Origin of the sequence: Virgibacillus halodenitrificans (assembly GCF_001878675.1) — a bacterium.
Lineage (GTDB): Bacteria > Bacillota > Bacilli > Bacillales > Amphibacillaceae > Virgibacillus_Q > Virgibacillus_Q halodenitrificans.
The window spans coordinates 256,532-280,063 of sequence record NZ_CP017962.1; the positions used below are offsets into that span (position 1 = coordinate 256,532).

At 38.3% G+C, this 23,532-nt stretch carries 24 protein-coding genes and 1 riboswitch; of the genes, 19 read left to right on the top strand and 5 right to left on the bottom strand.

The window, feature by feature from the left end:
- Position 1 precedes the first annotated feature (1 nt).
- The 12 genes from BME96_RS01395 (at position 2) to brnQ (ending at position 9,690) form a co-directional block, all read left to right on the top strand.
- A complete protein-coding gene (locus tag BME96_RS01395; protein WP_040954121.1) occupies positions 2 to 526 on the top strand; it encodes a Rieske (2Fe-2S) protein in 525 nt (174 codons plus the stop codon).
- Positions 516 to 722, top strand: coding sequence for a hypothetical protein (locus BME96_RS01400; RefSeq protein ID WP_040954122.1), 207 nt, complete (start codon positions 516 to 518; stop codon positions 720 to 722). The genes BME96_RS01395 and BME96_RS01400 overlap by 11 nt, the downstream gene beginning before the upstream one ends.
- Positions 712 to 1,023 carry a hypothetical protein gene (locus tag BME96_RS01405; RefSeq protein ID WP_040954123.1) on the top strand — a complete coding sequence of 104 codons (312 nt, stop codon included), beginning with the start codon at positions 712 to 714 and terminating at the stop codon, positions 1,021 to 1,023. Before BME96_RS01400 ends, BME96_RS01405 begins: the two co-directional genes overlap by 11 nt.
- Positions 1,013 to 1,297 (top strand): hypothetical protein, encoded by a 285-nt coding sequence (locus BME96_RS01410; RefSeq protein ID WP_019378830.1) that lies wholly within the window; start codon positions 1,013 to 1,015, stop codon positions 1,295 to 1,297. The genes BME96_RS01405 and BME96_RS01410 overlap by 11 nt, the downstream gene beginning before the upstream one ends.
- Positions 1,290 to 2,786, top strand: a complete 1,497-nt coding sequence (locus BME96_RS01415; RefSeq protein ID WP_071648089.1) for a nitrate/nitrite transporter — start codon at positions 1,290 to 1,292, stop codon at positions 2,784 to 2,786. The genes BME96_RS01410 and BME96_RS01415 overlap by 8 nt, the downstream gene beginning before the upstream one ends.
- A gap of 105 nt (positions 2,787 to 2,891) precedes the next feature.
- On the top strand, positions 2,892 to 3,566 hold the full coding sequence (locus tag BME96_RS01420; protein WP_197035838.1) for a sensor histidine kinase: 675 nt from the start codon (positions 2,892 to 2,894) through the stop codon (positions 3,564 to 3,566).
- Positions 3,563 to 4,216 carry a response regulator gene (locus BME96_RS01425; protein WP_019378833.1) on the top strand — a complete coding sequence of 218 codons (654 nt, stop codon included), beginning with the start codon at positions 3,563 to 3,565 and terminating at the stop codon, positions 4,214 to 4,216. Before BME96_RS01420 ends, BME96_RS01425 begins: the two co-directional genes overlap by 4 nt.
- Positions 4,206 to 4,676 (top strand): GAF domain-containing protein, encoded by a 471-nt coding sequence (locus tag BME96_RS01430; RefSeq protein WP_071648090.1) that lies wholly within the window; start codon positions 4,206 to 4,208, stop codon positions 4,674 to 4,676. Before BME96_RS01425 ends, BME96_RS01430 begins: the two co-directional genes overlap by 11 nt.
- 15 nt (positions 4,677 to 4,691) lie before the next feature.
- The gene (locus BME96_RS01435; protein ID WP_071648091.1) at positions 4,692 to 6,023 is read left to right on the top strand and encodes a sensor histidine kinase; all 1,332 of its coding nucleotides are present in this window, start codon (positions 4,692 to 4,694) and stop codon (positions 6,021 to 6,023) included.
- A gap of 273 nt (positions 6,024 to 6,296) precedes the next feature.
- Complete coding sequence (locus BME96_RS01440; protein WP_071648092.1) at positions 6,297 to 7,310, top strand: AraC family transcriptional regulator; 1,014 nt, start codon at positions 6,297 to 6,299, stop codon at positions 7,308 to 7,310.
- 38 nt (positions 7,311 to 7,348) lie between these two features.
- The gene (locus BME96_RS01445) at positions 7,349 to 8,143 is read left to right on the top strand and encodes an SDR family NAD(P)-dependent oxidoreductase (protein ID WP_071648093.1); all 795 of its coding nucleotides are present in this window, start codon (positions 7,349 to 7,351) and stop codon (positions 8,141 to 8,143) included.
- A 191-nt stretch (positions 8,144 to 8,334) separates the two neighbouring features.
- Positions 8,335 to 9,690 carry a branched-chain amino acid transport system II carrier protein gene (brnQ, locus tag BME96_RS01450; protein ID WP_019378838.1) on the top strand — a complete coding sequence of 452 codons (1,356 nt, stop codon included), beginning with the start codon at positions 8,335 to 8,337 and terminating at the stop codon, positions 9,688 to 9,690.
- Positions 9,691 to 9,724: 34 nt separating this feature from the next.
- On the opposite strand, the gene BME96_RS01455 is transcribed toward brnQ, so the two are convergent.
- Together BME96_RS01455 and BME96_RS01460 are read right to left on the bottom strand one after the other, a co-directional pair.
- Positions 9,725 to 10,387: a GntR family transcriptional regulator gene (locus BME96_RS01455; RefSeq protein ID WP_019378839.1), complete on the bottom strand. Its 663-nt coding sequence runs from the start codon at positions 10,385 to 10,387 to the stop codon at positions 9,725 to 9,727.
- Positions 10,388 to 10,566: 179 nt separating this feature from the next.
- The gene (locus BME96_RS01460; RefSeq protein ID WP_019379032.1) at positions 10,567 to 12,162 is read right to left on the bottom strand and encodes a catalase; all 1,596 of its coding nucleotides are present in this window, start codon (positions 12,160 to 12,162) and stop codon (positions 10,567 to 10,569) included.
- 224 nt (positions 12,163 to 12,386) lie between these two features.
- Here BME96_RS01460 and BME96_RS20030 point away from each other — a divergent pair, with 224 nt between their 5' ends.
- Both BME96_RS20030 and BME96_RS01465 read left to right on the top strand, forming a co-directional pair.
- Entirely contained in the window at positions 12,387 to 12,509 is a 123-nt protein-coding gene (locus BME96_RS20030; RefSeq protein WP_019379033.1) for a hypothetical protein, read from the top strand.
- Between the two features lie 150 nt (positions 12,510 to 12,659).
- A complete protein-coding gene (locus tag BME96_RS01465) occupies positions 12,660 to 13,763 on the top strand; it encodes a mechanosensitive ion channel family protein (protein WP_040954131.1) in 1,104 nt (367 codons plus the stop codon).
- A 478-nt stretch (positions 13,764 to 14,241) separates the two neighbouring features.
- On the opposite strand, the gene BME96_RS01470 is transcribed toward BME96_RS01465, so the two are convergent.
- Positions 14,242 to 15,009: a DUF3891 family protein gene (locus BME96_RS01470; protein ID WP_071648094.1), complete on the bottom strand. Its 768-nt coding sequence runs from the start codon at positions 15,007 to 15,009 to the stop codon at positions 14,242 to 14,244.
- 171 nt (positions 15,010 to 15,180) lie between these two features.
- Between BME96_RS01470 and BME96_RS01475 the strand changes: the two genes are divergently transcribed.
- Complete coding sequence (locus BME96_RS01475; protein ID WP_019379037.1) at positions 15,181 to 16,131, top strand: calcium/sodium antiporter; 951 nt, start codon at positions 15,181 to 15,183, stop codon at positions 16,129 to 16,131.
- A 282-nt stretch (positions 16,132 to 16,413) separates the two neighbouring features.
- On the opposite strand, the gene BME96_RS01480 is transcribed toward BME96_RS01475, so the two are convergent.
- Positions 16,414 to 17,547 carry a conserved virulence factor C family protein gene (locus BME96_RS01480; protein WP_019379038.1) on the bottom strand — a complete coding sequence of 378 codons (1,134 nt, stop codon included), beginning with the start codon at positions 17,545 to 17,547 and terminating at the stop codon, positions 16,414 to 16,416.
- 139 nt (positions 17,548 to 17,686) lie between these two features.
- Positions 17,687 to 17,866: riboswitch (cobalamin riboswitch) on the top strand.
- A 118-nt stretch (positions 17,867 to 17,984) separates the two neighbouring features.
- Here BME96_RS01480 and BME96_RS01485 point away from each other — a divergent pair.
- A complete protein-coding gene (locus BME96_RS01485) occupies positions 17,985 to 18,455 on the top strand; it encodes an acyl-CoA thioesterase (protein ID WP_060680691.1) in 471 nt (156 codons plus the stop codon).
- Between the two features lie 32 nt (positions 18,456 to 18,487).
- Here the strand turns inward: BME96_RS01485 and BME96_RS01490 are convergent, their stop codons facing one another.
- On the bottom strand, positions 18,488 to 18,928 hold the full coding sequence (locus BME96_RS01490; protein ID WP_060680693.1) for a YaiI/YqxD family protein: 441 nt from the start codon (positions 18,926 to 18,928) through the stop codon (positions 18,488 to 18,490).
- A gap of 204 nt (positions 18,929 to 19,132) precedes the next feature.
- Here BME96_RS01490 and BME96_RS01495 point away from each other — a divergent pair, with 204 nt between their 5' ends.
- The 3 genes from BME96_RS01495 (at position 19,133) to argF (ending at position 23,522) form a co-directional block, all read left to right on the top strand.
- Positions 19,133 to 20,389 carry a CYP152 family fatty-acid peroxygenase CypC gene (locus BME96_RS01495; RefSeq protein ID WP_071648095.1) on the top strand — a complete coding sequence of 419 codons (1,257 nt, stop codon included), beginning with the start codon at positions 19,133 to 19,135 and terminating at the stop codon, positions 20,387 to 20,389.
- Positions 20,390 to 21,058: 669 nt separating this feature from the next.
- Positions 21,059 to 22,255 (top strand): class I SAM-dependent rRNA methyltransferase, encoded by a 1,197-nt coding sequence (locus tag BME96_RS01500; RefSeq protein WP_071648096.1) that lies wholly within the window; start codon positions 21,059 to 21,061, stop codon positions 22,253 to 22,255.
- A gap of 295 nt (positions 22,256 to 22,550) precedes the next feature.
- Positions 22,551 to 23,522 (top strand): ornithine carbamoyltransferase, encoded by a 972-nt coding sequence (argF, locus tag BME96_RS01505; protein ID WP_060681764.1) that lies wholly within the window; start codon positions 22,551 to 22,553, stop codon positions 23,520 to 23,522.
- Positions 23,523 to 23,532: the final 10 nt, after the last annotated feature.

A 23,532-nucleotide genomic window follows, 5' to 3' on the forward strand; every position in this document is an offset into this window, starting at 1 on the left:
TATGGCTGAAAAGAAGAATACAGTGCGAGTAGAAGACGATAATTATACGCATAATATAGACAGAAATAATGAGAGAGCTTTGGATAGAAGAGGTTTTATGAAGACATTGGTCGGAGCGGCAGGAGTTTTTGCTGTTTCCTCCCTGCCGTGGGGAACGATTGCAGCAAAAGAATTAATGGGATTAGCTGACAAAGAATATCCAGAGCATAAAATTGCTGATATAAAAGATGTCAAAGTAGGCGATTCAGTAGAATTTCACTATCCGAGCGAGCATGATAGTGCTGTGCTTATTCGGTTGGGTGAAAATGAATTTGTCGCATATCAAAATGCTTGTACCCACCTCAGATGTCCTGTTTATTGGGTGAAAGATCAGCAAGAAATGGTGTGCCCGTGTCATCATGGTAAATTTGATGTGAAAACTGGTGCTCCAACTGCTGGACCTCCAAGACGTCCGCTTCCGGAAATCATTGTTAAAACTAAACAAGGCTCTGTTTTTGCAGTAAGGGTGAAACGTTATGAAGCGTAGCTATATAGGAGTTATCACTCTGGCTATCATTTTATTTTTAGATATTATATGTATGCAATTACTTGTTCACCAGTTTTTTTATGAAAATTATGGGAATGTGTTATTATATATGATAATTATGATAATTCTGTTTCCGGTAGCTTTCATTATTTACAAGAAAGAAAAACACAAAGGAGGCGGTGCAAGTGGCAAGTGAAACATATTTAGACTTTTGCTTTATTCAGGAGCCAACAGGTACGCTAACCGAATTTGTGAATCGTAACTTTCAGGAATTATTTAAATTTGAACGGCGTTTGCATTGGCATTTGGAAGAGAAAATGGAACATGGAGCTGAAATTGTTGTAGCGGAAGTGAAAGGCATGAGCAGGTGGGCGTCCTCTGAAGACATAGTAGAATTCCTGGAAGCTCATGCAGAAGATCAATTCTGGAAGACTCTACAAGGCTATCAATTTAAGGTTTATCCTGTGTCGAAAGGGTGTATCCCGAATGGACGTTAAAGCAATAGACGTAGATAAATTTAAAAATCATCCTGTCTTCGTTTGTATTTATGGTGATCAAAATGAAGACCAGGCACCATGGGTTCGCAGAAATATACTTAAAACAACACTTTGCCCGGATAGCACTCATCTGCGAATATACTTTGATAAGCATTTCTTTTTTGCAGTTCCATTGTCCAGCAAAGTAGACATGTCTGATCATGCTTGGACAGCTTATGACGAAACGACTAGATTACACTATGCAATTAAAAAAGAGGTGAAAGTACATGTTTAAAAAGGTCCAGCTTCCATTACAAACAACCAACCTGATTGTCGGTTTTATGGTGTGGGTTATATTATCCTCTTTGTTAACATTTATTATGGAGGATATTAATATTACACCACAGCAGGCCTCTTGGGTGACGGCGGTCCCTGTAATTCTTGGTTCTGTTCTCCGTGTTCCAATGGGATATCTTACTAACGTATTTGGAGCAAGAAAACTGTTCATGATCAGTTTTATTTTACTCTTATTCCCGGTTTATTACATTAGTATCGCAAATAGTTTCATGGATCTAATTATTGGAGGCTTATTTATAGGTATTGGAGGAGCGGTGTTTTCTGTCGGAGTAACCTCCCTACCAAAGTATTATGCCAAAGAAAAGCACGGATTTGTAAATGGTATCTATGGTGCTGGGAATATTGGTACAGCTATAACAGCCTTCGCAGCACCAGTTATTGCAGGGCAAATTGGCTGGTCATTAACTGTGCAGCTTTATATGGTTCTTTTGGCAATCTTTGTTGTTGCAAACTTCTTTCTCGGGGATAAAAAAGAAGAAATGAAAGTAAAGGCTTCCCTTATAGAGCAGATTAAGGGGGTTTACCGTGATGAAAAGCTATGGTTGTTCAGTTTGTTCTATTTCATCACATTTGGATCGTTTGTTGCTTTCACTGTTTATTTACCAAACTTCTTAGTTAATAATTTTGGTTTGGATTCGGTAGACGCAGGAGTTCGTACAGCTGGGTTTATTGCCTTAACTACTTTTCTCCGTCCATTGGGAGGTTGGCTAGCAGATCGCTTTAAGCCATTTGTTATTTTAATGTACGTGTTTGGGATCTTTACAATAGCAGCCTTAATTCTATCCTTTGCTCCATCCATTGGATTATATACAGTTGGAACACTAGCTATCGCCATTGCTGGTGGAATAGGTAATGGGGTCATCTTCAAACTCGTTCCAATGTATTTTAATAAACAAGCAGGAATTGCTAATGGTATTGTTGCAGCAATGGGAGGGCTTGGAGGCTTTTTCCCTCCATTAATGCTAACCACTTTGTATAGTGTAACCGGCCATTACGCCATTGGCTTTATGGCTTTATCTCAGGTAGCGCTTGCTAGTCTGATTCTCGTTATTTGGATGTACTTTAATAAAAGATTAGCCTTATCAGATGAAATTTTAAATACTACGCCACTTGGAATGATGGTAACAAATAAAAAAGGAAAAATAATTAAAATTAACCCTGCTTTTACGGAGCTTACAGGCTACAGTGAAGAAGAGGCAATTGGCAACAATCCAAATATGCTTAGTTCCGATAAGCATACAAATGACTTCTATGATAACATGTGGGATAATTTAAACAGGCATGGATTTTGGCAAGGGGAAATTTGGAACAAACGCAAAAATGGAGAGCTCTATTTAGAGTTCTTAACTATAAATGCTCTTCGGGATGATGCAGGAGAGGTTACACAATATGCAGGTGTGTTTAGTGATATAACGGATAAAGGATAAGTTGTTTAATAGCTACTTACGATATGAATATCATTAGCCTTGGAGTAAAAGCAGAAACGAATGCTTACGTCCCAAGGCTACCTTTTTATATTGGGGAGAATGGGGATGATTGAGTTGAGAGAAGATTTTCATGTTACTAATTATATGAATCAAGTACAGGAAGAAGAGATGAAGCGGATTGCTAATGAATTACATGAGGGGCCAGGGCAGCAGCTTTTCAGTGTAGCGACAGGTTTAGAGTTTCTGCAATCAAGCATACAAGAACCTGGTATGCGTGAGTATGCAAAGGAGCTAAATCAATTATTAAGGCGTACCATAGAAGAAATCAGGTTTATTTCCGCAGAGCTATATCCGATTACATTAGGGAAATTGGGACTTGAAGCTGCTTTGAGAAGTTTTTTTACTTTGTATACGTCCACGTTTGGAGTGGTTGTTCATATGAATCGTTCGGGTGAAAGAATAGAATTATCGGAGAATCTTAGTCTGGCTATTTTTCGATGTTGCCAGGAAGCCTTGATTAACATTGCAGCATATGCAGAGGTGGATGAAGCCGATGTTTATTTTACATGGGAAAAGAAATCATTGAAAATAGATATTAGAGATAAAGGCAAAGGATTTGATAAAGAAGCGGCTATCGCTAACCATCGTTTGAAGGGAGTGGCTGCTATGGAGCAACGGATGAAGCAGGTTGGAGGGGAATTTAGCATTACCTCTGAACTTGCACAAGGAACTACCGTTACCCTGCTCCTGCCGATTCAAGAGGGAGGAATGGAACGATGATTCGAATACTATTGGTTGATGATCATGCTGTAGTTAGAATGGGGCTTAAAGTTATGTTAAATGATGTGCCTGAAATGGAAGTTGTAGGCGAGGCTTCCGAGGGAAACGAAGGCATAGAGAAAGCGTTGGAAGAAAAGCCTGATATTGTGCTGATGGATTTAAGTATGCCACATGGAAAGGATGGCTTGTCAGCTACCTCTGAGCTGAAAAAGCAACTTCCTGATACAGCCATATTAATTCTTACCATGCATGATGATGAAGAGTATCTGTTTCGGGCTATTCAGGCAGGCGCTTCTGGATGTGTCTTAAAAAGCGCTCCACATCAAGAACTAATTGAAGCAATTAAATCCGTATGTGCAGGAAATGCTTATCTGCATCCATCTGCTACAAAGCGGCTTATGGATGAATATATAGGGAATCTGAAACAGGATGGACAGGAAAACTATCAATTGTTATCTGATAGAGAAAAAGAAGTTTTAACCCTAATTGCGAAAGGCTACTCGAATAAAGAGATTGGTGAAAAATTAGTTATCAGTGTTAAGACTGTGGAAGCGCACAAAAGTAATTTAATGGAAAAACTACAGATGAAAACAAGACCGGAGCTCGTTTCATACGCATTGAAAAAAGGGTTGTTAGGCTATGGCATTTAATAATCAAAGAGAGAAGTCGACAGAAATAAAAGAGAAATTTTTAGCTGAGTGCAACATGCTAAGAGAGAATATGCAAATTGATTTTGTTGGTATAGCACTACAGCAAACCGAGGGATTAAATATCACATGGCCTTTTGTTAGTGGAAATACAACGAATAAGTATAAGTATATAACTGTCCGGTACGGAAAGGGAATAGCAGGAAAAGTTATTTCTACGGGAGCAGCTTTATCAATAGATAGCTTCCCGGATGGGATCTCCGGAAAACCAACTGAATACCCGATTATGCTTGCAGAGCGACTCTTTGCTGTGTATGCGGTACCAATAAACTTTAAAGGCATGCCAAAAGGAGCTCTATTGGCGGGAATGCGTTCCCCTATAGTGTGGAGTGATACAAACATAAAGCAAGTGAAGCAAATGACTACTGAAATAGAGAAATTATTACCGTACTATTTTAAGTAAGAGGGATGATGTCTTATGAAAAATAAACAGAAACAAAGGGAAATTCGCAGAAATGATCAGGAAGAAGCAACAATAGTAATTGATGCTTCTGGAACCGTTCATTCTATAAACGAACAAGCTGCTCAACTATTTGAACTTACAAATATAGCTATTAAACATATTACTTCCTTATTGCCCGGAATTAATATTGCTTCACTTAAACATGGTACAGTTGCACAGCAATTTGGGGTGAAGGGAGATGGCACTAGATTTCCCCTTTACGTGAGGAAAAATAAATTTCCATTGAACGGAAAAGAGTTAATCTTACTTGTTTTTCATCAAAATAATGATCAGACTTTATCCGGTATGGAGCCACAAAAAGTAGTCGATGAATTGATGGATATGAAATACGCACTCGATGCTTCCACTATTGTTGCGATTACAGACCAAAAGGGTCAAATTAAATATGTAAATGATAAATTTTGCGAAATTTCTAAGTATACAAGTGATGAATTACTCGGTAAAGATCACCGCATTATTAACTCCGGGTACCATCCAAAAGAGTTTATGCGAGAGCTTTGGAGAACAATTGCTAATGGGAAGGTCTGGACAGGAGAGATAAAAAATCAAGCAAAGGACGGCAGTTATTACTGGGTGGACACAACGATTGTGCCATTTCTTAACTCCCAAGGGAAACCATATCAGTATTTAGCTATTCGCTCGGAAGTCACAGATAGAAAGAGAATTGAAGAAGAATTGCAAGAGACAATGAGTAAAATAATTACCGTTCAAGAGGAAGAGCGAAAGAGACTATCCAGAGAAATTCACGACGGGATTGGACAGAATTTGTACAGTCATTTAATTACAATTAATCGACTAAGTACAGCGGTTAACCATCCACTTGTAGAACAAATGACAGAGGAAGCTACACAGCTAATTCAGGAAGTGAGAGACTTTTCCTGGGCGCTTCGTCCATCTGTACTTGACGATTTAGGGTTAATACCGGCCATTCGATCTTTCCTGAATAGATACTCTGAAAACTATGGGGTGGATGTCTTTTTTGATTGCTCTTTACCTTATCGACTGGATAATAATGTAGAAATTACTGTATATCGAATCATTCAAGAGGCATTAACAAATGTGCGTAAGTATGCCAATACGGACCAAGCCTCTGTTGTTATTCGAGAAGATGAAAAAAGAATACGTGTAGTTATTGAGGATAAGGGGGAAGGTTTTAATCCAGAGGCGCTATCTGAAGGGGTCGGATTGATCAGTATGGAGGAAAGAGCCCGATCGGTAAATGGCCAGCTCTATGTTAAGTCGCAGAAAGAACAGGGCACAACTGTCATCCTGGAGGTACCGGTGTAAAAAAAGAGAGATGAATTGGTTTCATCTCTCTTTTTAGTGTTTTAATATGCCAAGAGGCTCTAATATATTAATCGGACACGTTTATTTAATTAACGTACCTTTTTTGATTTGGTCGTATAAGAAAGGGTTTATTTGACGTGATAAGTTAGTAGAGAGACGCTTTTTGCTAGTTACAAAGCAACATTGGATTGGTAATATTATACTTGTCCTGGAAAAAGAAAGATGCAATATAAACGTGTGAAGTTATTAATAGCTAAGGGAGGGGCTTCATAAATGACATCTTATGCTCGTATTAAATTCCCAGCAGGATTTTGGACAGGCTTGCATCAATTAGGGATTTCCTCACATGAGGTAGTTCGAAAAGCTGGACTTCCATTAACTATTATTAATGAACCAGTTGTCACCGCCCCCCAATATTTCTCTATTTGGCAGGCTTATTCCGATATCATGGGTGACACTGCTGAGGCTATTATCAAGTTAACGACTGGTTTTGAAACAGTTCATTTTCCTCCAACTGTTCTAGCGGCTTACCATGCTCGTAACTACCGTGATGCACTAACACGCATGGCTCGGTATAAGCGTCTATGTCCCCCTGAAGGCTTACAAATAACAGAGGAAGGCGAGAATTGTACTATTAAACTAGATTGGCTGCATAACGATCAACCAGGTCCGCCGATGTTAACTGGTATTACGCTTGCATTTCTATTGGAGTTAGGACGCAGGGGAACTGGCCAACCATTAATGGCGAAATCCGTAGAACTATCCGATTTAATGGGCGATGTCAAGTCGCTCGAAGCTTATTTCGGGTGCCATGTCCAAATAGGTGGAAATTTTAACAAATTAACGCTCCACAAAAGTGACCTTGATCGCCTCTTTGTCTCGTATAATGCAGAATTGCTTGAAATCCTGACGCCTTCATTAGATCAATCGTTAAACGGGTATCAAAATAATAAATCTATTACGGAAATGGTTAAGTGGATGATGAAACGCAGCCTTGCCGGAGGTGACTCTAACCTTCATCTGATTGCAGGAGAATTAGGAGTAAGTAAACGCACCTTGCAGCGCCGTCTCCATGACGAAGGAATAAACTTTAATCATCTATTGGCACAAGTCCGGCAAGAGCAGGCTCGAGGATACTTAGCAGATCCCTCACTTGATATTGGTGAAGTGGCTTTCCTTGTTGGATATGAAGACCAAAACTCATTCTATCGGGCCTTTCGACATTGGGAAGGCAACACTCCATCAAGTTGGCGCACAAAACATTTAGATACAAACTCAATAAACTGATCTTGCTTTTAACTATATTTGCAAAGGAGAAATATATAATGGATATGGGATTAACCAATAAAACAGCTTTAGTTACAGGTTCAACGAAAGGAATTGGTAAAGCAATTGCAATAGAAATTGCCAAAGAAGGTGTTAATGTCCTTATTAATGGAAGAGATTATGAAGAAGTTGAACGAATTGTAAATGAAGTAAAATCAGATTTTCCGACTACCTCTCCTCAAAATGCAACTGGAGATATTGTGGATAGTCATCAACGAGAAGTTTTGTTCCAAAAATATCCCAATATAGATATTTTAGTTAACAATATGGGTATTTATGAAATTATGAATTATGAGGACGTTGAGGATGAAGTATGGGAAAAATACTTTCGGACTAACGTTCTGGCTGCCAATGGATTATCTAAATTTTATTTACCTAAAATGTTAAATAATGAGTTTGGCCGGATAATCTTTATTGCGAGTGAAGAAGCAGTTATGCCTTCAGGGCAAATGCCACAGTATTGTATGACAAAATCAATGTTATTATCATTGTCTAAAAGCTTATCTAAATTAACAACTGGAAAAGACGTTACAGTTAATACAATCATGCCAGGTCCAACACTCTCTGAAAACGTGCATCAAATCATTGAGGATATGTACGCTAATAAAGATATGACTTTTTCGGAAAAAGAGAAAGCATTTATGAGCGAAAATCTGCCTCACTCTGAATTACAGCGATTTATTAGACCTACTGAAATAGGCCGGCTAACTACGTTTGTCTGTAGTCCTTTCTCATCAGCATTTAAAGGGTCTCCGCTCCGTATGGACGGTGGACTGGTACCTACTATTTTTTAGGAGTTATTATTAGAATTACAAACACTATTACAAAACAAAACGTATAACAATATTATAAGATAGAACGGCAATTTTTACCGGGTGTAATTATTTTGTCGAAGTATGTTGCATTTATATAGAAATGGTAGTATGATAAACACCTGCAATATATTGCATACAACATATGAAATGCAACTGGGAGGAATAAGCATATGAAGGAAAAGCTATCATTCTCATCTTATACGGTTATAGGGGTTATGCTATTTGCACTGTTCTTTGGGGCAGGTAATTTAATTTTTCCGGCACAACTTGGTCAAAATGCAGGTACAAATATGTGGCCGGCTATTATAGGGTTTTTAATTACTGGTGTCGGCCTTCCACTGTTAGGAATTCTGGCTATGAGTATTTCAGGAAGCAATAATCTTCAAGAGCTTGCCAGTAGGATCCATCCTTTATATGCGACCATTTTTACTTCTATGCTTTATTTAACCATTGGGCCGTTCTTTGCAGCGCCTCGTACAGGTACGGTTGCTTATGATGTTGGTATATCACCATTTGTAGGAGAAAGTTATCAACAAGTTGGCTTACTAATTTTTACTTTGCTATTTTTTGCGATTACCCTTTGGTTTTCGTTGAATCCAGCAAAGATTGTAGATAATGTAGGGAAAATTTTGGCACCAGGCATTGTTATTCTAATTGTGGTTTTATTGGCAATGGTTGTTATAAAGCCAATGGGCGTAACAGAGCCGCCTGAGGAAGGATATAGAAGTGGTGCCTTTATTCAAGGCTTCCTTGAGGGCTATAATACGATGGATGCATTAGCATCATTGGTTTTTGGAATTATTGTCATTAAGGCAATTCGAGCTATGGGGGTAACCTCTAAGAGAGGGATTCTTATAGCCTCTGCAAAGTCCGGGCTTGTAGCGATTACGTTATTGGGTGTTATATACGTAGGTATTGCTTATTTGGGAGCCACCAGTGTTTCCACTTATGGTATATTTAGTACCGGCGGACCTGTGCTAAGTAGTGCTGCATCTCATTATTTTGGGATGTTAGGCACGGTTTTACTTGCTATTATTATTACACTTGCTTGTCTGACAACAAGTATTGGGTTAACCACAGCATGTGCAGAGTATTTTCAGCAGTTATTCCCGAAGTTCAGCTATAAACAGTTCGTTGTTTTTTTCTCTGTTTTGACATTTGGGATTGCTAACTTTGGTTTGACGAATATTATTAATTATTCTATACCTGTACTCATGTTCTTATATCCTTTAGCAATTGTGTTAATGCTACTAGCTTTTTTATCACCTATTTTTAAAGATAAAAGATTAGTCTATGTTTCTGCAACTATAGTTACATTTTTGGTAAGTGCTATTGATGGGTTAAAAACATTATGTGGAACATTGGGCATCGACTACTTTAGCTGGATGGTTCCGATTATTTCCTTTTACGAAAATGTTCTCCCGTTATATGAACAAGGACTTGGATGGCTGCTTCCTGCTATTATAGTTATCCTGGTTACAGGCATCGTAGCACGTTTTCAAAAGTTAAATACCGTTCAAGCTTAAAAAAACAGATACTCTGACAGGAGTATCTGTTTTTTTATTCTTTATTTAACAACTGAAATTCTTTTATGGTGCGCAGCCAGTTTTCTTTCATGATTGGTGCTAGTTTTTCTGGAGAGCCTTCTTTCATAATTTCAATTATTTCGGTATGTTCTTGTATGGATTTTTCAGTAAGAATAATAGAGTTATGAAAGAATAATCTTCTGACATGTGCTTGCAGAGAAGCGACCATGGACAGAATATATGGGTTATTTGCCGTATCAACAATAATTTGATGAAACTCTTCATCTATTCTGAGTGCATTATAATAATTTCCTGAACGAATAGCTTCTGCAAATCTTTTATTTGTTGCTTCCAGTAAATTAATTATTTCATCTGTTAGATGTGAAATCGCCAGCTCTGCAGATAAAACCTGGAGGGCTGCAAGAGGAGGCAGAAGGTCTTTAATCTCCTCTCCTTCTACTTCGGTAACCTGTGTAGCTTTACCAGGATACATTTTTACAAATCCTTGAACTTCTAATAGTTGTAAGGATTCACGAATAGGAGTCCTGCTTACGCCTAAAGCCTTTGCAAGTTCGTTATCGTTTAATTTTTCACCTGGCTGTAAAGTACCATCAATAATCCATTGTTGAATTTGATTGTAAGCGCCTTCCTTGGCGGATTGGCGAATGGGTTTAGAATGATCAGAAGGAATTGGCATGAAGTGTCATCCTCTCATTATATGTAGGTATATAGTATTTAGTATACAATAAAATAGGGATATTTGATATATTAGTTGCTATATGAGGTTCATTCAACTTTTTCTATATAAAGAAATGAAGTTGGAAAATGAAGTAAAAAAAAGATCGCTCACTACTTGGGGTAGTGAGCGGATATTATTTAGTAAGGTTCAGCGTCATGGCCTTTCTTAATTGCTTGTTCTGGTGCCTTTTCTGCATCTTTAACGCCGAGTGGATTCTTACTTGTTCCATCTTTTGTTGCTTCTGCTAATCCTTCTCTAAGCCGACGCCCATATTGTTCGTCTGCTTCTTCTGCAAGCTTAATCATTTTGTCCTGTATTTCTTGTTTACACTGGGAAAGATCACCAATTAGGTTTCGCAGCAGCTCGTCCTTCTCCCAATCCTCAAATCTACGGTATGTTTCACCTGCTTGCTTTGTATTGCTTTGTCTGTCAATAGACTCCCTAACTAAATTGCCTTTGATCATAGGGCGATATTCAGTGCCAAACTGCTCTGCTTCTTTTAAACCGCCTAACGAGGAAGGCTCATAGTTTACATGCGGATTTTGACCTGGTGCTTTATCGTTTTGGTAGCGTAGTTGTCCGCCTTCCTGGTTTGTCGCGACACGTTTTTTGGAAGCGTTAATTGGTACCTGAAGATAGTTGGCCCCTACACGATAGCGTTGTGTATCCGAATAGGAAAATGTCCTGCCTTGAAGCATTTTATCATCGGAGAAGTCGAGCCCATCAACTAAAACCCCTGTACCAAATGCTGCTTGCTCTACTTCTGTAAAGTAATTTTCCGGGTTCTTGTTTAAGACCATTTTTCCAACAGGCAGCCAAGGAAATTGGTCCTCGGGCCATAGTTTTGTATCATCTAATGGATCAAAATCCAATTCTGGGTGCTCATCATCACTCATTATTTGGACAAATAACTCCCACTCCGGAAAATCTCCCTGCTCAATCGCGTCATATAAATCCTGTGTCGCATGATTAAAGTTAGTTGCCTGAATTTCACTTGCTTCCTCAACGGTTAAGTTCTTAATTCCCTGTTTCGGCTCCCAGTGATATTTCACCAGTACAGCTTTACCTTCTTTATTAACCCACTTATACGTATTTACCCCGGAACCTTGCATCATTCGATAATTTGCAGGAATTCCCCATGGTGAGTAAACAAAAGTTACCATATGGAAAGTTTCAGGAGAATTTGCACAAAAATCGAAGAATCGCTGGCTATCTTGAATATTGGTTACAGGGTCTGGTCTAAAAGCATGAATCATATCAGGAAATTTCATAGCATCACGGATAAAAAAGATTTTTAGATTGTTACCGACAAGATCCCAATTGCCATCTTCTGTATAAAATTTAACTGCAAAACCTCGAGGGTCACGAACTGTCTCCGGTGAATGGTTTCCATGAACAACTGTTGAAAAACGTACAAAGACAGGTGTCTGCTTTCCTTTTTCCTGGAATACTTTTGCTCTTGTATACTTCGAAACAGGTTCCTCACCAACCTTGCCATATGTTTCAAAGTAACCATGAGCACCTGCGCCACGTGCATGTACAATGCGTTCGGGAACTTTCTCTCGATCGAAGTGACTTATCTTTTCAATGAAATCATAATTCTCCAATGTAGCTGGGCCTCGATTTCCGACTGTGCGTATGTTCTGATTGTTCGTCACGGGATGTCCTTGTCTTGTTGTTAAGGAATCCTCATCCTCTATGTGTGTCTGATTTTCATCCTGTTGGTTATGCATGATTTATATCCCTCCGCTATTTTTGATGTGCTAACCTTTTTTTATTGTTAACTAAAGGGTAACTTTTATCCCGAATTCCAAGGAGTAGGTCAGTCTGTGGTCTGATAAATTTCCCATCAACGGTAGGTCTGAATTATTGGCAAAGATCAGCCCCCAAATGGACGAAATTTGTAACTGGAAAAGATAAACTAAGTAGTAACAAAATAACGGAGGGAGCACGTGTGATGATTAATATAAACTTTGATCTGTATAAGAGCATAGCGGAAGTGAGGATGGAACATAACTTTAAATGGAAGGCGATCGATGGGAGACTTCTAGAAGGATTTGTTAACCTAATGGCAAGATAATAGAAATATACTAGTTGTCGGTGAAAAGACAAAAAGATTTAACTCTTCCTCACTAGCATCAAATAGGAATCTACTCGGCCAAGGTCATATTTCCCCCATCTATGAATATACTGGTGGAAGTTATTTATTGAGACGGGGGTTATCAAATACATGTCTTGGGAGTCCTTCTATTCATATGACAACATCATTCAATTATCCATATCAGCAACTATATTACTTTTGTCTTTTTTACTTAAAAAGTATTTAGCTAAGTATGTGTTTCTGGGTTTATTAAAATTGGGGCGAGGGAGGTTAAATGGCTTTTTCGCCCAGTTGAGACTATCATTTGAAAGACCGGTACAAGTACTTATTTTTATTACCGGGGTTTACATCGCTATAAGATACTTTCCTTATTTTTCACAATCTAATCCCTTCTTTTTGCACGTGATAAGATCAAGCGTGATCCTTATGATTGGTTGGGGGTTGTTTAATTTATCCTCTTCTTCATCAACTCTTTTCTCAAAAATAAACGAAAAATACAATATGAAAATAGATAATATCCTTATTCCGCTCTTTTCAAGGGCCTTACGCTTTATCATTGTAGCTATTAGTATTAGTGTCATTGCCCAGGAATTCGGATACGACATTAATGGTTTTGTAGCAGGTTTGGGGATTGGTGGTCTGGCGTTTGCGTTAGCTGCAAAGGATGCGCTTGCGAATATGTTTGGAGGTATTATCATTATTACAGAAAAACCATTTACAATAGGTGACTGGATTCTCACTCCGAGCGTAGAAGGTACGGTAGAAGATATTTCTTTTCGAAGTACAAAAATACGGACATTTGCCCAAGCGGTGGTGACAGTTCCTAATGCGACATTATCAAACGAAGCCATCACCAACTGGAGTAAGATGGGGAAGCGGCAGATTACGTTTACACTTCGAGTAACCTACGATACACCACGGGAAAAAATTGAAAAAGTGATAAGCGAAGTAGAGGAGCTGCTTCGAAGTCATCGGGATATTCATCAGGAGACCATTTTTGTAAATGTGGATGCATATAAAGAAAATGGGGTTGAACTTTTCTTATATTTCTTTACAAAGACAACGGATTGGGGGAAATATCTCAAGGTAAAGGAAGAAATCAATCTTTTCATCCTTGATTTACTTGAAATGGAGCAAGTAACCCTTGCGTTGCCAACCAGAAAGCTAGTTATGGAAGAAAGTGCTTATATAAACCCAATAGCAATAGAACGAAAACAAGAAGTGAGAACTTAGCTATTTGCTAGTTCTCACTTTTTTATGATTCTAATAGATATGTTGAGGTTATCCAATAATTTACAAGAAGGACAAACTACAAAGTAACTTTGAAATTCTAAGGTAGAAACAAAAACGGTTTTTTGTAAGAACACTGTATATTTAAGTCGTTTAGACCACCGCTACGGAAAAACACTGCGCTTTTCGGGGGCGGCTGATGAGCCTCCTCATGCTAAAGCATTCCGGGGTCTCACCTATGCCTCATCTCCCCCAGAAGTCTTCGTATTTTTCCTCCGCTCAGTGTTACTTTTAAAAATATTATATTATCATTAGAAGCTGGAATGTACGCACTTTTATATCTCGAGTCTAAGTTTACGGAGTTTTAACCTATCTTGGTCTTTGGTGCCACACACATAAAAGAAATGCATTTGCAATAGAATCTTGTATCAAAGTTCAGTTTTACAAAGATCTATGACCAAAACAACTATTTCCTTCATCCTTATTTTTCGGTGAAATGGTAGGTTAATTCTTCGTAAGGTGTGCTGATATAGCTATCTATCAAACCCTGTTCGGAAATGGCCGTTTTCTTTACTGTTTTTTGTATTAAGGTGACTGTAAATGGGTTCTTGAATGGAAATGGATCTAAATGAATATGATTTTCTCTCTTCCAATTTGGCTGGATAGTTCCATCTAAAAAAGATTTCAGAGGTTCGGATACAGCTACGCCCTTTTTAAAAAAAGGATGGATACTCTCTGCTGTAGGTTCGGGTTCATTTAAACAAAGATATAAGGAAAGATTATCTCCAAGCTGTAGTAATGCATAATGGAAATCAAAAGCATCCTGGTCGAAGCTAGAAATGCTTGAGAAAATTCGTTCACGTCTTTCTTTTTCGTGTTGAATAAATTTTCTGGAGGCGTGATCCTTATTATTAACTAGAAAACGCGAGTAATGTTCACTGCACAATGCTGCAGCATAAGGGTCAGAAGCTTCTACTTCATCTATTCCATTTTTATATAGAACAATCTTAGCGGGTTCCGGAAAGTTCATAAAAGTATATGGAGCTTGATCCTTCTCATTCCAGAAGGGTTCGATATCAAAGGGTTGCCACCCACAGTCGTGCTTAGCAATAGCATACTCCACCGATTTACGTAAAGCATTCTTCTTGAATAAGTCTTCTCTCCAGTTCCCCATTATTTGAAAAGATGTATCTGCATGGTGATGTTGTTCGATCATTGTGAATTCCCTTTCATGTTCTCGTACAATCATTGAGTACCACCTCATTCAGCATTTAATTTTTACTATTTTATACCCTTCCTAAGGGAAGAATACACAAAGAGGATATTTGTGACATAATAAGAAGACTTAAGTTACAATATAGCAAGAAGTAGGATAGACTTTTATATAAATGCTTCAATCTATAAAAAAGGAGAAAGATGCATGGCATATTTTTTATTACTGATTGGTTTTGTACTATTAATAAAAGGAGCTGACTTATTTGTTGATGGCTCATCTAATATAGCTAGATTGCTGCGAGTCTCTCCAATGTTAATAGGATTAACAATTGTGGCTTTAGGGACGAGCTCTCCTGAAGCAACAGTAAGTATTATAGCAGCATTGGAAGGTAGTTCTGAAGTTTCTTTAGGAAATGTAATCGGGAGTAATATTTTTAATCTTACCCTCGTAGTAGGTATCGCCGCGATATTATACCCTTTGAAGGTTGAGAGTGAGACGGTACGAAAAGAAATTCCATTTACTTTACTTGCTAGTATTGCCTTACTTGTACTAATTAGTGATATTTTCCTTGAAGGGGTTAGTGCCAATTTTCTTACTCGCAGCGATGGGATCATCTTTCTTCTATTTCTGTCTATCTTTATGTACTATGTTATTGAAGTCGGCTTAAGAAATCGGGATAATTCGGAAAAGGAAGTCTCGCCTGACGTTAAGTGGCCAAGAAATATTTTGTTTACAGTACTAGGAATTGTCGGCATAATTATTGGCGGGGATATGGTTGTATCGAATGGGACTACGATTGCTTATTCGCTGGGAATGAGCGAGACATTAGTAGGTTTAACGATTATTGCAGTCGGAACCTCCTTGCCAGAGCTGGTAACTTCAATTACAGCGGCAATGAAAAAGGAAAGCGAGATTGCATTAGGTAATATTGTTGGAAGTAACATTTTTAATATTTTATTTGTATTAGGTGCTTCCTCCGCTATAACGCCATTACCAGTCAATAACAAAGTTTTTATAGATATTACTGTAATGATTGTGCTAACATTACTTCTGTTATTATTTTCACGGACCAGTTATAAAATTGGAAAAGTGGAAGGAAGTGTTTTAGTAATCATTTACGTTGTTTACTTAGCGTATATCATTTTTAGAAATTAAATAATAAGAAAAGCCGAACCCTTTAGTTATCACGTAAGGAAATACTAGGGGTTCGGCTTTAATTTTGGATTTAACTATGACATTATGGAGATCGAAGCTAAATCTGTTAGCAGCGTCCCGGAGCACGTAGCTCTTTTTGAAAAATAGTAAATCTGTCTCCAAAGCTCCCTTAAGCTAATCGCTTAAAAAACTAAGCATTACATTCTCACTTACGTTGCCGCGAACGTCATTAATGGGAGGCTATCGTAGTCCAAGTCCGATGACGGGGCTAGCCTGTCTTCCTTACCGTTTAGCAGCTTCAGTCATTTGACTCCAAATGGAACCCTTTGCTTCTTCGCCGCCTTCAATTCGGGCAAGGGCCATTTTTACCTGCATTCTAACTTCGAATTCCTGATCATCCATGGCCTTTTGAAGTGCGGGAATGGCAGTCTCATCTCCAACCTCATATAAAAACATAGCAGCACGCCAACGAACCAGTCTGTTTTTATCAGATAGAGCTTTTATCATGGCAGGTGTTGCTTCTTTAAATCCAAGATCTGATAAACAGTCACCAGCAGTTCTTCTAACATTTACAGCCTTATCCTCTAAAGCTTTATAGAGGTATGGAAGAACCTCCTTTTCCTCAATCATACCAAGATAAGCTGTCGCAAGTCTGCGAATCGAAGCCTTTTCATCATCTAACGCTTTATCTAACACCGTCAGGTCCTCTAGCGTTGGGTCCATCTGATCCAGTGCAGCATACCTTGCTTTCCAGTCAGATTGATCCAACATTTCTAATGTGACTGTCTTCCTTGCTTGTTGTGGAACATCTTCTGAAGTTTCCGAGGATGCCTTTTCTACAAGTTGTGTTAATCGTGCGGTATCATACGTTGCAGCTAATTCTTCTTTAACTTCTACTCCTATTTCTTTTATATCACCATAGCGAGGACTTTGTTCAATCCATTTTCTTTCCATTAGGTAATTATCGGCATCCTTGGATGCTTCCATAGCTGCAGCTGCAAATCGTTCAGGTAAACCAATACGCTCCTCTTGTTCAGCCTCCTGCAATTTAATTTGCATAGGAATTCCTCTAAACATCTGTATATAAACTTTTATCTCACCAAAAGCGTCTTCCTTAGTTTCACTTTGAGGGAGAGATTGCTCTTCATGATCTTCTGCGGAACCAAGTGTCTGTCTTACTTGAGGGAGGATTTCTTCCCATGGCACTCTTGGATTCCTTTCCAATGCAATGAAATCAACAACACGATAAAGACCTTTAACTCCATGAATAGTAAATAATTGCTTAACATATTCTGGTGCGTGGGAAAGGTCATCATCCTGCTTATAATTTTCTGTTTGATTTTCTTTAAGTGGCTCATCTATATTAATTTTCATTGAATACGGACTTGGGGTAGGCTCTATCGATACTATTTTCAAGCTTATGTTCCTCCTTTTATATGTATTATCCATGATTTTATCAAAGAAGAAAGCTGATATCCATTGGCTTGATTTTACTAGCGAAGGAGGTAGATGATTTTTTAGGATAAAAAGATAACTTAATGATATAATAAAGAGAATTACATACATTGCCTATGGTGACTGTAAAGTTGAAAAGGGAAGATTGGTGAAAGTCCAACGCGGTCCCGCCACTGTAATGAGGAGAACCATCCAAAGCCACTATTTCTATTATAAAAATGGGAAGGTGGATGGTTTAATGATTCTAAGCCAGGAGACCTGCCATATGGAAGAACATTTAAGTCCTACGGGAGATGGGAAGGTGTTGCGGATTCTTATGCAAATAGATTTTTTTGATTTGTATATTATTAGCATCTTCTAATGTAGAGGGTGCTTTTTTTAATGGAGGAGGAAAGTTTATGGAGCAAGTAGCAATGAAGCATTCAAAAACAATTCAAACACGATTAGTGTTACCACCAGACACAAATCATTTAGATACTATTTTTGGTGGAAAGGTTTTAGCGTATATAGATGAAATAGCGGCATTGACGGCTATGAAACATGCGAATAGTGCGGTGGTGACCGCATCGATTGATTCAGTGGATTTTTTATCTTCCGCAAAAGTTGGGGATTCTTTAACTTTGGAAGCATTCGTTACATATACAGGGACCAGTTCCATGGAAGTGTTTGTGAAGGTAACCGCTCATGACTTAATTAAAAATGAAGAAAAACTAACCACCGAGTCCTTTTTGACAATGGTGGCAGTAAATGAATTTGGCAAACCACAGCCGGTTCCGAAAGTTTTCCCGGAAACGGAAGAAGAAATAAGATTGCACACAGCTGCACCTAAACGAAAAGAGAATCGAGAAAGACGCGCAGCATTAAAATGAGGAAGACCAGTCTGAATGATCAGGCTGGTCTTTTAATTTTCGATGCTTTTTAAGAATAGGTGTCTAAATTTATTTCTATCTTCCTCTGTTAAAGCTTTGGGCCCTTTTGTACGCTTTCCACTTTTTCTTTCCATAGCGCTCAGATACCTTGTCTGTAAAAGTTGATCAATATTGTTGTTCGTATAGGCAAAACCTTTATGATGTAAAACGGTACATCCTTTTGCTAATCCAAGAGAAGCGAGACCATAATCCTGTGTAACGATAAGGTCTCCTTTATTAGCAAGTTTCATAATTCGATAGTCAGCAGCTTCTGCCCCAGTATCTACGTACACTGTTTCAACCCCAGCTGGTTGCTCTTCATTAGAATAATGTGAAAAACTGGTTACAAGAGTAACAGGTATAGCTGCTTTTGTGGCTTCTTCAATAACTATTTTTTTTACTGGGCAGGCATCTGCATCTACATAAATTTTCATCGGAAAATCTCCTTAGAAATTAGCTTAATTGATTGTGATAATAAGTCGGAAGTGATTTTTTGTCAAGGGAGAATATATAATTTCAGCGAATTAGAAATTGTTTTTAGGATTCATGTGAGCGAATATGTTTAAAACAAATGGAAAAGGTTAGAAGTATATATAGAGCTTACAATAAGATGAATGTATGGTGAAAGGTGTGAATTAATGATGGGGCAAAGAGGAATTCCAAAAGAATCAGGCTTCGATCAGAGTATAGGTTTGTTGCGAGAAGGATATATGTACATCCCAAATAGACGACACAGCTTTCAAAGTGATTTGTTTGAAACTCGCTTGCTTGGACAAAAAGCTATTTGCATGGGGGGTAAGGAGGCTGCGGAAATTTTTTATGATAATACCAAATTTAAAAGAAGCGGTGCAGCCCCCAAGCACGTTCAAAAGACATTGTTTGGAGAGAATGGCGTACAAACTTTGGATGGGGAGGAGCATAAGCATCGGAAGCAAATGTTTATGTCGCTCATGTCCTCGGAACGATTGGAACATCTAAACAACATTACGTATAAACATTTGGATGCGATGGCAACGGACTGGGAAAAGAAGGGGCAGATAATTCTTTATGAAGAGGCAAAAAAGTTAATGACACGGGTTGCTTGTGAGTGGGCAGGTGTTCCACTTTGGGCAAAGGAAGTGAACAAACGAGCAGATGATTTAAGTACAATTATTGAATCCTCTGTTTCTATGGGGGTTAATTATCGCAAAGGGAAGCAAGCTCGTAACCGGTCAGAAAACTGGATGAAGGATTTAATTGCTCAAGTAAGAAACGAGGAGCGAATGCCAGAAGAAGGTACAGCATTGTATACTATCGCATGGCATAGAGATCTCCAGGGTGATTTATTAGAGCCAGATGTAGCAGCTGTTGAATTACTTAACATTTTAAGACCAATTGTCGCAATCGCTATTTATATTAGCTTCACAACACTGGCAGTTCAGCAGTTCCCTGAGCAAGCAAGAAAACTAAAAGAAAATGGTAGCGACTACTATCAAATGTTTGTGCAGGAAGTAAGACGTTACTATCCATTTTTCCCATTTGCCGGAGCTCGTGTGAAGGAGAATTTTACATGGGAAGGGTTCACCTTTAAAAAAGGAACATTAACACTGCTGGATTTATATGGTACCAATCATGATCATAGATTATGGGATAATCCAGATAGATTTGAGCCAGAACGCTTCAAGACATGGGAAGGAAGTCCATTTGATTTTATTCCACAAGGTGGAGGAGATCACTACCTCGGACATCGCTGTGCGGGGGAATGGATTACCGTTCGAGTAATGAAAGTGGTGCTCGATTATTTTGTTAATAGGCTGGATTATCAGGTACCTACACAAGATTTAAGTTTTAGCATGGTATCTATGCCAAGCATTCCTAAGAGTGGAATAAAGCTGACTCATGTGAAGAAGGTATAAGTTAATAAAAGAGAAGAAGATTTTTAAAACCAGGCTATCAATACAGTGGCCTGGTTTTTGTTGTAGTGAGCATGAAGAGGATGACGGACATTGAGAGCGTGAAATTGGTCGTGAATGTCTATCATGAAGGAGAAGACGGACATTGAGAGCAGGAAATGGAGTGTGAATGTCTATCATAAGGCGGATGACGGACATTGAGAGCGTGAAATTGGGCGTGAATGTCTATCATAGATTGGATGACAGACATTGGGAGCGGGGAATTGGGCGTGAATGTCCATCATAAGGCGGATGACAGACATTGGGAGCGGGGAATTGGGCGTGAATGTCCATCATGAAGGAGATGACGGACATTGGGAGCGTGAAATTGATCTCGAATGTCTATCATGAAGAGGATGACGGACATTGGGAGCGTGAAATCGTGCGTGAATGTCCATCGTGAAGGAGATGACGGACATTGGGAGTGTGAAATTGGTCGTGAATGTCTATCATGAAGAGGATGACGAACATTGGGAGCGTGAAATTGATCTCGAATGTCTATCATAAAGTAAATGGAACCTAACTGCAGAAGGTTAAGTTCCAAGCTGAATTTAGCTTGTACTAAACCAGTGTTTATCTTTTCCTTTTTCGCTTCTCATGCGATAATGGAAAAAAACCAGATAGGATGAAAATATGAAGTCTGTAGTTGAATTAAAAGTAAAAGCAAATGCTATAAGAAACTATCAAAATGGGTGTCCATTGATTACAAAAGACACAATAAAAAATGTTGAAGTGCTTAAAGAAGAAGGCAATATTGTTCATCTCACCGATGACTCGAATCAATTTATTGCCAAGGGTTATTACGGTAAGCAAAATAAAGGAATTGGTTGGATACTCACCCGCAATAAAAATACTAAAATTGATTATTCCTTTTTTAAGAACAAAATTCTAATTGCCATTAACAAGAGACAATCTTATTATGATGACCTTCAAACCAATGCGTTTCGCATATTTAATGGGGAAGGTGATGGCGTAGGCGGATTTACGATTGACTATTATGATGGCTATTACGTTATCAATTGGTATAGTGAAGGGATTTATGTCTACAAAGAACAGGTTATTCGTGTGTTGGATGAACTGGGAGATTATAAAGCAATTTATGAAAAGAAACGGTTTGATACAAAAGGTCAATATTTAGATGACGATGATTTTGTAAAAGGAGAACGGGGAGAGTTTCCAATTATTGTTACAGAGAATGGTATTCGCTATGCAGCCTATCTAAACGACGGTGCCATGACTGGTATTTTCCTGGATCAGCATGATGTACGAAAAGCGATACGCGATCGCTATGCAAAAGGGAAGCATGTATTAAATACCTTCTCTTATACAGGAGCCTTCTCCGTGGCTGCTGCGTTAGGGGGAGCAGAGAAGACGACTAGCGTGGATTTGGCTAAAAGAAGTAAAAGCAAAACGATAGAGCAATTTAGTGTCAATGGCATTGATTATGAGGCCCAGGACATTCGTGTAATGGATGTATTTGATTATTTTAAATATGCTAAGCGCAAAAATCTGAAATTTGATCTGATTATCCTGGATCCACCAAGCTTTGCGCGTTCAAAAAAACATACATTTAGTACAGCGAAGGATTATCCGGCACTTTTAAAAGATACAATTGAAATTACGGATAAGAATGGTGTGATTGTTGCATCTACTAATAATGCTACATTTGGAATGAAAAAGTTTAAAGGATTTGTTGAAAAGGCATTTAAAGAAATGAAAGTCGGTTATTCAATTTTGGAGGAATTTCGCCTGCCAGGAGATTTTATGGTCCACAAAGATTTCCCTCAAGGCAATTATCTCAAAGTATTGGTTATACAAAAAAAGAATTAAATGGATACAAGCAAATGTTTAAAAGTAAACAGGAGTGCGATCAATGGTTGTTGTTGATCGTACTTTTTTTATGAAATGATATCTCTTGAACACGAGCCCGCGGATATTAAATTAATAGAGCAAATTACTAAAAAGTGAGACCAATAGCACAAGTCATCGTTCTTATAATGGAATATTTTTCAGCTTGTTTCATGTAAATTAAATATTTTTAAAGAAATAAGCAAATTATTATTGTATAATTATTCTTTTTATTGCATAATAATTCATATACTAACTGAAATGAGGGTTGTGAATCATGGGTATTGAATTAGCAGAAATCACTAATAAACAACTGAATTTACATGGACGGGACTTTTTATCATTAGTTGATTATACACCAGAGGAAATTTACTACTTACTCGATTTGGCGGAATATCTAAAAGAACAAAAAAAGAAAGGAAATGTTGTAGAGCCCTTAAAAGGCAAGACGCTTGGGATGATATTTGAAAAGTCTTCCACTCGCACCCGTGTATCTTTTGAAGCTGGTGTTTATCAATTAGGAGGGACAGGGATATTCTTGAGTTCAGGAGACCTGCAACTTGGTAGAGGAGAATCAATTTCAGACACAGCAAAGGTCCTGTCAGGATATTTGGATGGAATAATGATTCGTACTTTTTCCCAGGAAGGGATTGAAGAATTGGCTCATCATTCTACTATTCCTGTCATTAATGGATTAACAGACAAGTATCATCCTTGCCAGGTATTAGCAGATCTTCTGACGATTAAGGAATTAAAAGGGAAACTAAAAGGGATGAAAATGTGTTATATCGGCGATGGAAATAACATGGCACATTCCTTAATGATTGGTGGAGCGCTGATGGGAATGGAAATCTCTATAGCTGCCCCTGAAGAGTACCAACCAAATAAAGCAATTACTATAAAGGCCGAGAAACTTGCTAAGGAACATGGTGGCGGTATCATTGTCACAGACAATGTGGAGATGGCGACAGATGGAGCGGATATTATTTATACAGATGTTTGGGCAAGCATGGGGCAAGAGATGGAACAGGAAAAACGACTGAGTGCCTTCAAAGATTACCAGGTAAATAGTACATTACTAGCTATGGCTAAATCGGATGTAATATTCATGCATTGTCTACCTGCACATCGGGGAGAAGAAGTTTCTACAGAAGTTATTGATGGAGAGCATTCAGTTGTATTCCATCAAGCTGAGAATCGCCTGCACGCACAAAAAGCGTTAATGACTGCCTTAATGGGAGATAAATAGAAAGCGATGA

Bases quoted from the DNA above. Each gene is read 5' to 3' on its own strand.
- BME96_RS01490 (WP_060680693.1), bottom strand. From the start codon at position 18,928: ATGAAAATTTATGTAGATGCAGATGCCTGCCCAGTAAAAAAAATAGTT.
- BME96_RS01395 (WP_040954121.1), top strand. From the start codon at position 2: ATGGCTGAAAAGAAGAATACAGTGCGAGTAGAAGACGATAATTATACG.
- BME96_RS01485 (WP_060680691.1), top strand. From the start codon at position 17,985: ATGGAGCAAGTAGCAATGAAGCATTCAAAAACAATTCAAACACGATTA.
- BME96_RS01465 (WP_040954131.1), top strand. From the start codon at position 12,660: ATGTCTTGGGAGTCCTTCTATTCATATGACAACATCATTCAATTATCC.
- BME96_RS20030 (WP_019379033.1), top strand. From the start codon at position 12,387: ATGATTAATATAAACTTTGATCTGTATAAGAGCATAGCGGAAGTGAGG.
- BME96_RS01475 (WP_019379037.1), top strand. From the start codon at position 15,181: ATGGCATATTTTTTATTACTGATTGGTTTTGTACTATTAATAAAAGGA.
- BME96_RS01460 (WP_019379032.1), bottom strand. From the start codon at position 12,162: ATGCATAACCAACAGGATGAAAATCAGACACACATAGAGGATGAGGAT.
- BME96_RS01500 (WP_071648096.1), top strand. From the start codon at position 21,059: ATGAAGTCTGTAGTTGAATTAAAAGTAAAAGCAAATGCTATAAGAAAC.
- BME96_RS01445 (WP_071648093.1), top strand. From the start codon at position 7,349: ATGGATATGGGATTAACCAATAAAACAGCTTTAGTTACAGGTTCAACG.
- BME96_RS01440 (WP_071648092.1), top strand. From the start codon at position 6,297: ATGACATCTTATGCTCGTATTAAATTCCCAGCAGGATTTTGGACAGGC.
- BME96_RS01415 (WP_071648089.1), top strand. From the start codon at position 1,290: ATGTTTAAAAAGGTCCAGCTTCCATTACAAACAACCAACCTGATTGTC.
- BME96_RS01470 (WP_071648094.1), bottom strand. From the start codon at position 15,009: ATGATTGTACGAGAACATGAAAGGGAATTCACAATGATCGAACAACAT.
- BME96_RS01420 (WP_197035838.1), top strand. From the start codon at position 2,892: ATGATTGAGTTGAGAGAAGATTTTCATGTTACTAATTATATGAATCAA.
- BME96_RS01410 (WP_019378830.1), top strand. From the start codon at position 1,013: ATGGACGTTAAAGCAATAGACGTAGATAAATTTAAAAATCATCCTGTC.
- BME96_RS01435 (WP_071648091.1), top strand. From the start codon at position 4,692: ATGAAAAATAAACAGAAACAAAGGGAAATTCGCAGAAATGATCAGGAA.
- argF (WP_060681764.1), top strand. From the start codon at position 22,551: ATGGGTATTGAATTAGCAGAAATCACTAATAAACAACTGAATTTACAT.
- BME96_RS01455 (WP_019378839.1), bottom strand. From the start codon at position 10,387: ATGCCAATTCCTTCTGATCATTCTAAACCCATTCGCCAATCCGCCAAG.
- BME96_RS01425 (WP_019378833.1), top strand. From the start codon at position 3,563: ATGATTCGAATACTATTGGTTGATGATCATGCTGTAGTTAGAATGGGG.
- brnQ (WP_019378838.1), top strand. From the start codon at position 8,335: ATGAAGGAAAAGCTATCATTCTCATCTTATACGGTTATAGGGGTTATG.
- BME96_RS01495 (WP_071648095.1), top strand. From the start codon at position 19,133: ATGATGGGGCAAAGAGGAATTCCAAAAGAATCAGGCTTCGATCAGAGT.
- BME96_RS01430 (WP_071648090.1), top strand. From the start codon at position 4,206: ATGGCATTTAATAATCAAAGAGAGAAGTCGACAGAAATAAAAGAGAAA.
- BME96_RS01400 (WP_040954122.1), top strand. From the start codon at position 516: ATGAAGCGTAGCTATATAGGAGTTATCACTCTGGCTATCATTTTATTT.